The organism is Pedobacter hiemivivus (assembly GCF_004331685.1).
In the GTDB taxonomy this organism is placed as follows: domain Bacteria; phylum Bacteroidota; class Bacteroidia; order Sphingobacteriales; family Sphingobacteriaceae; genus Pedobacter; species Pedobacter hiemivivus.
The window spans coordinates 112809-125725 of the sequence record NZ_SJSM01000006.1 but is presented as its reverse complement, the minus strand read 5'-3'; the positions used below and the strand labels follow the sequence as shown (position 1 = coordinate 125725).

6 protein-coding genes are annotated in these 12917 nt (G+C 41.6%); all 6 read left to right on the top strand.

Annotated features, from left to right (window positions below; genetic code table 11):
* The first annotated feature begins 91 nt into the window (after window positions 1-91).
* The 6 genes from EZ444_RS12560 (at window position 92) to EZ444_RS12535 (ending at window position 12905) form a co-directional block, all read left to right on the top strand.
* Window positions 92-4102 (top strand): two-component regulator propeller domain-containing protein, encoded by a 4011-nt coding sequence (locus EZ444_RS12560; RefSeq protein ID WP_262711258.1) that lies wholly within the window; start codon window positions 92-94, stop codon window positions 4100-4102.
* Between the two features lie 83 nt (window positions 4103-4185).
* Window positions 4186-7266, top strand: a complete 3081-nt coding sequence (locus EZ444_RS12555) for a SusC/RagA family TonB-linked outer membrane protein (protein WP_131609314.1) — start codon at window positions 4186-4188, stop codon at window positions 7264-7266.
* A 23-nt stretch (window positions 7267-7289) separates the two neighbouring features.
* Complete coding sequence (locus tag EZ444_RS12550; protein WP_131609312.1) at window positions 7290-8774, top strand: RagB/SusD family nutrient uptake outer membrane protein; 1485 nt, start codon at window positions 7290-7292, stop codon at window positions 8772-8774.
* Window positions 8775-8788: 14 nt separating this feature from the next.
* Entirely contained in the window at window positions 8789-9841 is a 1053-nt protein-coding gene (locus EZ444_RS12545; protein WP_131609310.1) for a glycoside hydrolase family 130 protein, read from the top strand.
* Window positions 9838-11133, top strand: coding sequence for an MFS transporter (locus EZ444_RS12540; RefSeq protein WP_131609308.1), 1296 nt, complete (start codon window positions 9838-9840; stop codon window positions 11131-11133). Before EZ444_RS12545 ends, EZ444_RS12540 begins: the two co-directional genes overlap by 4 nt.
* 47 nt (window positions 11134-11180) lie before the next feature.
* On the top strand, window positions 11181-12905 hold the full coding sequence (locus EZ444_RS12535; RefSeq protein WP_225874715.1) for a hypothetical protein: 1725 nt from the start codon (window positions 11181-11183) through the stop codon (window positions 12903-12905).
* The last annotated feature ends 12 nt before the right edge of the window (window positions 12906-12917 follow it).

The window sequence follows — 12917 nt, the reverse complement described above, 5'->3', positions numbered from 1 at the left end:
TCTTTTACTTCTTACGACTCAATTCGTCCACGCCTTTGAGAGAAAGGAACCTTTACAGTTTTATTTTCAGCAGTTTGATAATCGTAATGGTTTGTCAAATAGTGCCGTAAATGTAGTCTTTCAGGATAAGGACCAGCTGTTGTGGGTAGGCACCTGGGATGGATTGAATATGTACGATGGTACGGATTTTAGCGTTTTTAATTACAACAGTGAAAATCCAGCTGGTAGTATTGGGAACAATGTGATCCAGGACATTAAGGAAGACAAAAGTGCCAATATATGGATCAGTACCATAGGTGGGATAACCCGTTTTGAGAAGATTACTGGGAAGTTTTATCAGTATTTTTATAATCAGGCGACAAAAAGAAGTATTGCCGAAAAAGAATATGAATTGGCGGTGGCTAAAGATGGAACCGTTTTTTGTTACAGTAAAATCTATGGCTTAAGCAGGTTTGATGCACAGTTAAATCAATTTAAGCGCATTCCTTCTCCGGCAGGGAATAAGCGGCTTATTAAAATGGAAAGTAGTGACGCTGGATTGATGTGGTTTCTTCAAAATGATGGAACCTTGATGGCCTGCAAAACAAATCCATCAGGATTAAGTCTGATCAAAAAGATAAAGCAGCAAAAGCCGATTAGTAATTTCTTTCTGGCAAATAACCGGGTTTTTTATACTGTTGAGGGGGGAGATTTGTGGACTGTAGATGAGCGTCTGTTTGTTTCCCAAAAATTAAGCAACAATCTGGGCGGCATTAAATCTATTCAATATTACCAATCTAATTACATTGTAGGTTGGGAGGGCCAAGGGATCGGCGTATTAGATCATGAATTTAAACCCGCTGCGCTGATGCTGGAAGAGGTAAAGCAATTGGCCAGTACCAGGGTAACAACGATTGAATCTGCAAAAGACGGTGTATTGTGGATTGGGACAGATGGGAATGGATTAATTAAGATTTACCCAAAGATCAACTATTTTGGGCTTGTCAATAAAAGCAATTTTAATGATTTGAATAAGCCTGTGCGCGCTTTTGCTGAGGTAGATGGGAATTTATGGGTAGGTACCAAAGGCAAGGGAATTGTGATCTTAAAAGATTTCCTGGCTCGGTTCTATCTACAGCCATCAAAAGAAGGCTTAAATGCAAGCAATGGATTGGAGAATAACTCCGTTTATGCCCTAAAAAAGGGCACTGATCCTTATGTCTACATTGGTACGGATGGGCGAGGGATAGGTATTTATGATTTAGCTGCCAAGCGTAGCATGACTTGGTCGGATGTCGCGGGCTCGGCCGAATTGCCAGCTTTCGGGTCGGTATATGCTATTTTGCAGGATAAGGATAGTTCATTGTGGCTTGGGACAAGTGGGAGTGGTCTGATCCACTTAAAATTGGCCAAAAACAGGCAAGGTGTTTTGAGTGTAACGTCCTTCCGACAATATCTTTCAGGGACAGAGAACGGCCCTGCCAATGATATTATTTATGCTTTGAGCAACGGCGATGATGGGAATCTTTGGATTGCTTGCCGATATGGCGGATTAAGTGTATTGAACAAGCAAACAGGCAGGTTTAAAACCTTTAAAGCAACTTCCTCGTCAAATGGCCTCTCTAATAATGATGTGCTGTCGCTATATAAGGATAGGAAGAAAAGACTGTGGATAGGTACCAGCTATGGTTTAAATATGCTAAGCTATGAGGAGTCTCTAAAGGATAAGCCTAAATTTAAGCAGTTTACGATGAACGAGGGACTGCCAAATAATACCATACATGCCATTGAAGGGGCCAATTCGGGTAGCATTTGGGTCAGTACAAATAGAGGCCTGGCCCGGTTAAACCCCGATAATGATGCCGTGGCCAATTTTAGGGAGAGTGATGGCTTACAAAGTAATGAGTTTAGTGATGGGGCAGTTTGGAAATCGTCAAAAGGATTACTCTTTTTTGGGGGGATATACGGTTTTAATTACTTCGTTCCTGAACGGATTACTGGGAATAAATTGCAACCTAATTTATTGATTTCAGGCATCCAGATGGGTGGCAAAAATCTGGATGAGAATAGATTGCAGGTGCTAAAAACTACTCGATCCATTATTCCCGAGTACACTTTAGCCCGTAAAAGCAATTTCTTCCAGTTGAGTTTAAAGCCGATGAGCTATTTGAATGAAGCCAAGAATGAGCTTGCTTATAGGCTAGTGGGGCTGGATAAAACATGGAGCTATTCAGGGGCTGTTGGTACAATCATATACAACAATGTGCCACCGGGCAATTATACGCTTCAGGTACGATGGAGTAATGGCGAAGGGGTTTGGACTGAGGGCATAAGCGTATTTAAACTGCATGTCGAGCAATACTTTTGGTTAACCTATCCGGCTTTATTGGCCTATATCCTGGTGCTCGGAGCTTCGGGTTATGCTTTTCACGTGTATCGGAAAAACAAGCTGCAGATGAAATATCAATTGCAGATGGAGCATCTGTTGAGGGAAAAGGATGAAGAGGAGCATCAGCAACGTTTAAATTTCTTCACCAATATCGCTCATGAAATCCAGACCCCATTAACGATGATCATGGGCTCTGTGGAGCACTTTTTACAGAATAAGAAGTCCGAACTCCTTAAAAATAAAGAGAACAACTATTTCATTTCTATCGTTCATCAGCACACTGCCCGGTTAACCTATCTGGTGCAGCAATTGCTGGAGTTTAGGAAGGCCGAGGCGGGCTACCTAAAAAAGAATGATGATTATGTAGACATCAGCAAGATGTTGGATAGTCTTTCAGAACTATTTGTCCCGGCAAGTGAAAAAAACAATCAAAAATACATTAGGACGATTCAGGAGGGGATTGCGGGTTTTATAGATAAGGATAAGTTTGAAAAGATTCAGTTTAACTTATTGTCTAATGCCTTTAAACACGCTGGTCCTGCTGAAACAATTAAGTTCAATGTAGTCTTCAACCCTGCTTTCAGTATTCTGGAGGTCAGTGTTTCCAATTCTGGATGTACCTTGAAACCGGAGCATCTAGAGCAGATCTTCAATAAGTTCTATGTCAGCAATGAGCAGCAAACGGAAAAGTTTAGCACCGGTATAGGTTTGGCCTTTACCAAAGAGCTGGTTACCCTAATGGGGGCGGATATTAAAGCAACGTTGCAAGATGACTGGATCGATTTTAGGGTAAAAGTACAGTTGGCAACCGCTGAAGATCAGGATGCAAAGGTGATTACTTCTGCGCCTTCGACCTTGTACGAATCATTGGTACAGGTTTACGAGCAGCCAGAAATGCGTACTGCCGAGTCAGAAAATAAAAATAGCCTGATTGATGATCTACAGCGATCGGATAAGCCCAGTATCTTATTGGTGGAAGACGAACCGGAGCTGCGGTACTTGATTAAAAATGTATTGAAAGACCAATATGTGATTTACGAGGCTGGTACAGGACTGGAAGCACAGGCATTTTTACAAAAATCATTGCCTGATTTGATCATCAGCGATGTGATGATGCCCGATATGAATGGGTTAGAGCTGTGTCGGGTAGCCAAACAAACGCCTGCATGGGCACAGATTCCTTTTGTGATTCTATCGGCAAGAGGTTCTGAGGACAATAAAGCGGAGGGTTATGAATTGGGTGCTGACGCCTATATCCCTAAGCCTTTTCAGATTAATTACCTGCTTGTCAGAATTCGTAAACTACTAGATTACCGAAACCGAATGCAAAGCCTGATCAAGGATCAGCATATTACCACTCAGTTTATGGATGCGGATATTGCAGATACAGATAAAAAATTCTTAGAAAGCCTGTTAAAGGTGATCGAGCGTAATTTGGATGAGCCAGAGCTGAATTCGGCCACGATAGAAGGTGCATTGTCGATTAGTAAGATGCAATTGTATAGGCGGTTAAAATCGCTGGCTGGAATGACACCTGCAGAGTTTATCAAAAGGATACGGTTAAAGCATGCGGCAGATATGCTGATCACTTCCCAATATACCGTTTCTGAGATTTTTTACCGTACGGGTTTTAATAACAAATCGTACTTTTTCAGGGAGTTTAAAAAGATTTACCATTGCGCACCAAATGAGTATCGGCAGCAGCAATATGAGGAAAATACCAGCTCTTTGTAATTATAGTGAACTAAAATGTAACTATAGTGCACTACTTCTGGACGGGCCCCGTCTAAATTTGTTCTAACCAAATATAATTACAGATGAAAAGAAATCTACTCTTCTCTCTGGGTGTGGTACTAGCCATAGTACTATCAGGCTTTACCGCCTTTGCCCAGCAAAAATTAAGTGGAAAGGTTACTGATGAAAATAATCAGCCTTTCCCTGGGGTTGTTGTTCAGCAACTCAATACACAGAACAAGACCGCTACTGACGCAAATGGTAATTATACTATTGTCCTTTTGGATGCAGGCGGGAAGTCATTGGTGTTTAATTATGTAGGTTATACGCCGGTAACCATAACTTATACGGGAAACGCGATTATCAATACGGGGATGAAACCCAGTAGTTCTGATTTAAATGAAGTGATTGTAGTTGGATATACCTCACAACGTAAGGCTTCCATCTCGGGAGCTGTCGCTACCGTTGATATGAATGATTTAGCAAAAACCCGTGTTGCAGATGTAGCTCAAGCCCTTCAGGGCCAGGTTGCGGGTGTATTCGTTGCTGCCAATACTGGTGCGCCAGGTGATGGGATAAAGGTCCGGATCAGGGGAGAGGGAACACTTGGGAATAATGAGGCGTTATACATTGTGGATGGTGCACCTACTCGAGACATCTCCTTTTTGAACCCAGCTGATATTAAATCCATGACCGTGCTGAAAGATGCTGCTGCCAGTGCAATTTATGGTTCGAGAGCAGCCAGTGGTGTCGTTATCATTACCACAAATAGCGGTCAAAAAGGCCAATCGAATGTCAATGCCGAATATTTCTCAGGGTTTTATCGGGCAACCAATTTGCCCAAGCTGTTAAATACCGATCAATATTTGACGGTTAAAGATAGGGCCTGGCACAATGGTTTAAATAATTCTCCTACGGCTGTTAGTCCATATGAGCTAGCAAGGAGTAGAACAGATCTGGCTAACACAGATTGGCTGGACGAACTGTTTGAGACTGGGCACTCCAAAAGTCTTCAGCTTTCTGTTGATGGCGGTTCAGAAAAAGTACAATATTTAATCTCAACTGGTTACTTTAATCAAGACGGTATTGTTGTTGAAAATCACGATAAGTACGAACGATTTAATTTCAGGACAAATATTAATGCCGATGTAACTGATCGTTTTAAAGTTGGAGCGAATGTGCAGCTGGCTTATACGAAACAGGATAAACTGTCATCTAGTGGAGATGTCCCGGGAATCATTCGTCATGCCTTAATCAGGCCGCCTGTTTTAGGTGTGTATAAAAATCCTTCCGACCCGACTTGGTCGGCTGATGATCCATTCACAGACTTACCTTTTTATAAGAATAACATTCATCCAACTGGTTGGGATCAAAATTTTGAGTTTAGTTCAAACCCGATTGCCATTGTTCACTTTACAAATGATAAGCGGAAAACCTTTCAAACCTTCGGAAATATATACGCTGAATATAATTTCTTAAGTGATAAATCGCTGAAATTCAGATCGAATGTTGGGGTTGATATCAGTTTCTCACACAATAAGAACTTTGCTAAGAATTTTGGCGACGACAATGACAACGATCCTAATGAGCTTTATCCGGGCATGGGGCGTAACAATAGGCCCAATAATCTGGATGAAAACAGAGGCGAGGTGATGGCTTTTACTTTTACCAATACCTTAAATTATTTAAAAACGTTAAATGAAAAACATACGCTTAACCTACTGTTAGGTACCGAAAATATTAGCAATAAATCTTCTGGAATAGGTGGGAGCAGGCAAAATTTCGACAATACAAGTCCGGAGTTCCAGTACCTTGATTATGGTAGTTTAACCAATGCGCGTAGTGCAGGAAGCGCAAGTAGCTTTAATCTGGTGTCTTTCTTTGGTTCAGCTACCTATGGTTATGACAACAGGTATTATGCTTCGGCAACATTTAGGGCTGACGGGTCATCGCGTTTTGGTCCGAATAATAAATGGGGATACTTTCCTTCTGTTTCTGCAGGTTGGTTAATTTCCAATGAAGCATTTATGAAGGATGTAGACTGGATGAGTAACTTAAAACTGCGAGGAAGTTGGGGTAAACTAGGTAACCAGGAAATTCCAAATAATGCCTATGAAAACATTGTTTCAGAAGCAGGAGGTGTTGTAAATGTAGTGAGATATGGTAATCCAGATATCAAATGGGAAACAACTACCCAAACTAATATTGGATTAGATATGGGGCTTTTGAAAAATAAATTGTCTTTTTCGGCGGATTACTTTATTAAAAAAACGACGGATATTCTATTAACGGTAGAACTACCTGCGGTTGCTGTAGGGATAATCGACAGGACTTATGTTAATGCTGGTGAGGTGAGCAATAGAGGCTTTGAATTTGGATTGAACTTTCAGAACAATGACCATAAATTTAAGTATAATGTAAATGCCAATTTTGCCACATTAACCAATAGAGTAGACAAGCTCTATGAGTTTGTAAAGAACATTGCAGACGGTAAGACGCATACTAAAACTGAAGTGGGACAGCCAATCAACTCCTATTATGGTAGAGTTTTCGACGGTATTTATCAAAATGCAGCAGAAGTAAGCAGTCATTTATTTACGAACGTTAATGGGAGGTTACCTGGTGATATTAGGTTTAAGGATCTCAATAATGATGGGCAGGTTAATGATGACGACAGAGCCTTTGTTGGTAGTCCTATTCCTAACCTCACTTATGGCCTGGCATTTTCCGCATCCTATCAAAGATTTGATTTCTCGTTTTTATTTCAGGGGGTTAATGATGTCGATACCTACAATGACTTAAAACAGATTTTAAATTATGATACTCGCCCTTTTAATTCAATGGTTTCCGTATTGGATAGCTGGCATGGTGAGGGTACGAGTAATACCACCCCTCGGGTAACATCAAGTGGCAATGGCGGAAGTGAGGTTTCGAGTGTTTTTGTAGAGGATGCTTCTTATTTAAGACTGAAAAATATTGAAGTTGGGTATACTTTTAATGTTGCAAAAATAAAGTTGAAAAACTTACGTGTTTTTGCTTCAGGGCAGAATCTGCTTACTGTTACGGATTATACAGGGCTTGATCCTGAATCAACATCCTTGATTGATAAAGGTACTTATCCGCAGTCTAAGGCATTCATTCTTGGGTTAAAAATTAAACTTTAAACACCATCTTAAAAATATTTGTTATGAAAAATTTATCAATAATAGGTGTGCTGTTTGCTCTCGCTACTTTAGCCGGCTGTAAAAAAACACTTACTACAGAAGCTATTGGCTTAACAACATTAGAAAAGGCAAATTCTACACCTACGTTAAATACGGTAGAGAATTCTGTCAATTCTTCTTATCTGCTGCTTTCAAACCGACTCAATTTATTAGCGGAATGGGATTGGAATGGTGGATTGGTTTTTCAGAATGATTATATCATGCAGGATATCGCTTCTGATGACATGGAAAAAAAATGGAATCCCGATGGTGATCAGCCATGGATGGACGATATCAATAACTTCACTTTTACATCTAGCAATGGCGGCCCAAATGGCTTATGGAAGTATGATTATGAAGGAATTAAAAGATTAAATATCGCTATTGGCTTGCTTACTAAAACAGATATTGAGGCAATTACGGGAATTACGACAGCCAGAAAAAATCAGTTGTTGGCCGAAGCCTATTTCTTAAGGTCTTATTATTATTTTTCGCTGGTGACTAATTTTGGTGATGTACCATTAATTACGGAGACGGTTAAAAGTTTTCAGGAGGCCTTTAAAGTGGCTGTGAGAGCAAATAAAACAGTAGTTTGGGATAGAATTAAGTCCGATTTGGTGCTTGCAAAGGCCATGTTGCCAAATACTAAGTTCAGCTCTGCTACTCAAAAGTGGAGAGTGTCTAAAGGTGCAGTGATCGCATTGCAAGCAAAATCCGCACTGTATACAGAAAAGTGGGATGATGTAATTACGCTGGTGACAGAATTGGAGGGATTGCATTTCTATAATCTAAATGCCAATTACTTTGACAGCTTTAGCACGGCTAAAGAGTTTACGGATGATGAAGTGATTTTTTCTTATGATCATATCAGTGATCAGAACCCAAGAAATGGAAATGGAATCTGTGCACCGCTAGGCTGGGGATTTTTTGCACCAAGCACCGACTTCCTGAATGCTTTTGAACCGAATGATCCCAGGAAACTCTATACCGTGGATGTTCCCAATCAAAATGTAAATAAAATGCTGGGCACGCTAAACGGGGGAAATAAGGGGAATGATGATGCGCCAACCAATAAAGTATATATCCGTTTTGCCGATGTATTGCTTTGGAAAGCTGAAGCGTATAATGAAAAAGCAAGTTATCCGGAAGCAATTGCCATTATCAATAGAATTAGGGCAAGAGCTAGAACTACGGTTACCGCTACCGGAACAATACCACCAGTGGGGACTTTGCCGGATAGACCCGCTTCTACAAATAAGGAGGTGATAAAAGGCTGGCTAATTTCGGAGAGAAGAGTAGAACTTGGATTTGAATCTCAAAGGTTGCTGGATTTGAAGAGATGGAAAATAGCAAAGGCAGTCTTAACGGCACAGGGGAAGAACTTTTTGGATAAACATTATTTGTATCCAATTCCTCAGAATGAAATTGATGCCTCTGCCGGAACTTTAACGCCAAATCCAGGTTATTAATACCCTTCTTACTTATGAAAGATCAAGCGCAAAGATTTATACAAAATCCTTTACTCTCACCAAAGGACCTGAAACCGAGCAGAGCAGGATTAGAAATTGTCTGCCTGTTAAATCCTGGGGTTTTTACCTTTCAAGGAAAAACCTGGTTGCTGGTGCGTGTGGCTGAAAGACCCGCGCAGCAAGAAGGGATCATCTCCTTTCCGGTATTGAAAGGAGATGGCATTGAAATTATAGAAATATCAGCTAGTGATCCTGAACTGAATGCCAGCGATCCGAGGGTAATTAATTATAAAGGCGTAGATTATTTAACCACGCTGTCTCATTTGCGACTGCTTTGCAGCGATGATGGGATCAGCTTTCACGAGCCGAAAGGTTATCCCTTATTACAAGGCCAAACTGGCCAGGAAGCCTTCGGAGTCGAAGATTGCCGCGTAGCCCTGCTGGATGGAACCTATTACCTTACCTATACCGCCGTTTCAGAACAAGGCGTTGGGGTGGGTTTACGTAAAACAAAAGATTGGAAGAGCTTTGAGTCAGAGGGGATGATCATTCCGCCGCACAATAAAGATTGCGCCATTTTCGAAGAAAAGGTAAACGGCAAATTTTACGCCCTGCACCGTCCAAGTAGCGTTGATATTGGGGGTAATTACATTTGGATTGCCGAATCTCCCGATGGCATCCATTGGGGTAAGCACAAATGCATCATTACCACCCGAAAGGACAGCTGGGACAGTGCAAGGGTAGGCGCGGGGGCTGCGCCCATAAAAACAGAAAAGGGTTGGCTCGAGATTTACCATGGCGCAAACAAAGCCCACAGGTACTGTCTGGGTGCTTTTTTACTAGACCTTAACGATCCTTCTATTGTACTCGCCAGATCCGGAGAACCCATTATGGTGCCCACCGCAGATTACGAGTTAACCGGTTTCTTTGGTCAGGTAGTGTTTACCAATGGTCATGTGGTTAATGATGATGAACTGACCATTTATTATGGGGCTGCGGATGAGTTTGTATGTGCTGCTAAATTTTCAATTGCTGAAATTCTGACCTCCCTAACCTATCCCTCATGATTAGTAAATTAAAAACAGAAATAGCGCATTTTAAAGCGCAGTCGCACAATTTTAAAGTGCTTACCCTAACCAATCTGATCTATAGCATTGTGTTGCCGGTGATTGATATTTTTGTGGCGGCCTATGTGATGCGTAGTTCCAACGATCCGGTGAAGGTGGTGGTTTATCAATTAACTATTTACACCGGAATCCCTTTAACGTTCTTAATCAATGGCTGGCTGCTAAACCGCTTTCCAATTAAGGTGCTGTATTCTTTGGGGATGGTGCTGAGTGGGATTTCTATGATCATCATGATGTCCCTAACCACGCTGGATATTACCGGAATTGCGATTGCTGGTATTGTGATGGGGATGTCCTTCGGGTTTTACTGGGCTAATAGGGATTTTCTGGCTCTGGCCACCACCAACGACAGCAATCGTAATTACTACTATGGACTAGAAACCTTTTTTTATACCATTATTGCCGTAGTCATTCCGGTGATGATTGGCTGGTTTATAGAGAGTTTTGCAGGAACTGGTGACGCGAAATTGGCTTATAAAATTGTGACCGGCATCGTATTGGTCGTAACCATTGGAGCCTCTATTATGTGCTTTACCGGCAAGTTCAGCAATCCGCTCAACAAGAAGTTTATCTACTTTAAGTTTGATCCTTATTGGTACAGGTTAATGTTCCTGGCCGTATTAAAGGGCTTGGTACAAGGCTTCCTGGTTACTGCACCGGCAATGCTGATCATGTTGCTGTTAGGGAAAGAAGGTGCATTGGGGACAGCTCAATCTGTAGGGGCTATATTTGCAGCCATACTGATGTATATCATTGGTCGTAATACCAGACCAGAGCATAGAATTTATGTGTTTGGAACTGGATTGGTGTTATTTACCATTGCAGCCCTTGTCAACGGGATTTTGTTCAATGAAACGGGAGTGATTTTATTTATGTTGTTCCTGTTGCTGGCCAAACCACTGTTAGACCTTGCTTATTTCCCTATCCAGTTTAGCGTGATCGATATTTTGACTAAAAAGGAGAAAAGAAGTGAGTTTGCGTATATCCTAAACCATGAAGCAGGTTTATATATCGGTCGCTTAACCGGTGCTGGAACATTTTTACTGCTTGCCTATTTTTTCTCCAATGAAATCGCCCTGCGTTATGCCATCATTATTGTAGCTGTATTGCAGTTGAGCTCTTATTGGGTAGCCAAGGGAATCCTTAAACAAGGGAAAATTATGAACGAAGAACTAGAACTTGAAGAAAAAAGTCTGGCCAGTGTGGTTAACCCTAGCCATTCGGTCGTGTAACAACCTACAATACCTGAAGTTATTTTTGATATATTTTGAACACCATAATGATGAGATTTAAACTGACCGTACGACTTACCTTCCTTTCCTTATTTATTGTTGCGCTTTGCTATGCTCAGGTTAAACAAGTTCCTATTGGCCGCGTGGCTTTGATGGCAGATTTGCCTAAGCCCTTACAAATCATCGACTGGAAAGCGATGGCGCTTGATTTTGACCGTACCATATATGATTTTAAGGCCAAAGGCGAATACTGGCCAATGGTTTGGATGGATAGCACAGGTAAGAATTTTAACGAACCGACATTGGGTATGTATACCGCGGTTGGCGATGTAAGGCAAGGACCACAAAACAACAAAGGAATGTTCCATGAGTCGCTGGCCAATATGGGCTCCGTTTTGGGCGCTACATTGGTTGGTTTGGATAAAAGTAAACAAGCATTCAACTATGTGGGGATGCTCAAAAACTACTTCAATAAGGATAACGGTTGGGATATTATGATGAACAATACCGCGCCAGAAGTGGCCCTGCTGGGTGGTGGTTATGGTAGGGACTGGTGGTATGATGTATATCCAAATGTGTTGTTTTATGCCATCTATGATAAGTACTCGGCAGAGCCCGAGTTTGAGCGGATGGCCAGAAGTATAGCCGAGAAATTTTATAAAGCGGATTCTATCTTAAATGGCAATTACAATTACTCCTATTTCGATTATGGACAAATGAAGCCGATGACTAACCAGATTTGTGCGCAACCTGATGCTGCGGCCGGACACGCCTATGTATTGTATTCGGCCTATAAAAAGTTTGGTGATCCACGCTATTTAAAGGGGGCAATCAGTGCGATGAAAGCATTAGAGAGCCAGAAAATTAACCCTACCTATGAGTTGTTGATGCCTTTTGGTGCCTATTTTGCGGCAAGGATAAACGCAGAGCAGGGGACTACTTTTGATACTGGAAAAATGCTGGACTGGACTTTTGATGGGACTGCTGTTTGTCGCGAAGGCTGGGGCTTTTTAGTGGGCAACTGGAATGGCTACGACATTTCTGGAACAGTTGGCAGTACCGTTGATCATGGCGGTTACGCTTTTTTAATGAACACATTTGATGCCGCATGGCCATTGGTGCCCATGGTTCGGTATAAAACAGAATATGCCAATGCAATAGGCAAATGGATGTTGAATGCCGTTAATGCTTCCCGGTTATTTTATCCGCAGTATATGCCAACAGCGCATCAAACCATACCCGCACTTGCAGGTGTAACAAAAGGGGTAATTGCTTACGAAGGCTTTGCCAAAGCCTCTACTTTCGATACGCTGTATCAAACTTTAAAAGCACCGGTAGCGCAGGGCGATGGACCGAAATGGGTGCCAGGTAAAAATCCTGAAGTTTCGCAGTTCAGCGTATATGGTAGTGCACATGCTGGTATTTTTGGAGGTATTGTGAAGGAGACTGAGGTTAAAGGAATACTTGGGCTAGACTTGCTGGCTACTGATTTTTATCGCCAAAAAGCTTATCCAACTTATTTGTTTTATAATCCTTATCAATCGGCTAAAGCCATTTTGTTTAAGGTGCCAAAGGGCGCTAAAGGGAAAACGGATGTTTATGATGCCGTGGCGCAGCGCTTTATCGCGCGTAATTTAGCTAAGGGCGCTAAAGTGATTATTCCTGCACAGCAATCCGTGGTATTGATTTGTGTTCCTGCAGGGAAAAAGGTACAAGTTAAAGACAAGCAAATGCTGATTGATGGTGTTGTGGTTGATTACAATTACAAATAAAGCGCATCGTCA

Bases quoted from the DNA above. Each gene is read 5' to 3' on its own strand.
- EZ444_RS12550 (WP_131609312.1), top strand. From the start codon at position 7,290: ATGAAAAATTTATCAATAATAGGTGTGCTGTTTGCTCTCGCTACTTTA.
- EZ444_RS12540 (WP_131609308.1), top strand. From the start codon at position 9,838: ATGATTAGTAAATTAAAAACAGAAATAGCGCATTTTAAAGCGCAGTCG.
- EZ444_RS12535 (WP_225874715.1), top strand. From the start codon at position 11,181: ATGATGAGATTTAAACTGACCGTACGACTTACCTTCCTTTCCTTATTT.
- EZ444_RS12555 (WP_131609314.1), top strand. From the start codon at position 4,186: ATGAAAAGAAATCTACTCTTCTCTCTGGGTGTGGTACTAGCCATAGTA.
- EZ444_RS12545 (WP_131609310.1), top strand. From the start codon at position 8,789: ATGAAAGATCAAGCGCAAAGATTTATACAAAATCCTTTACTCTCACCA.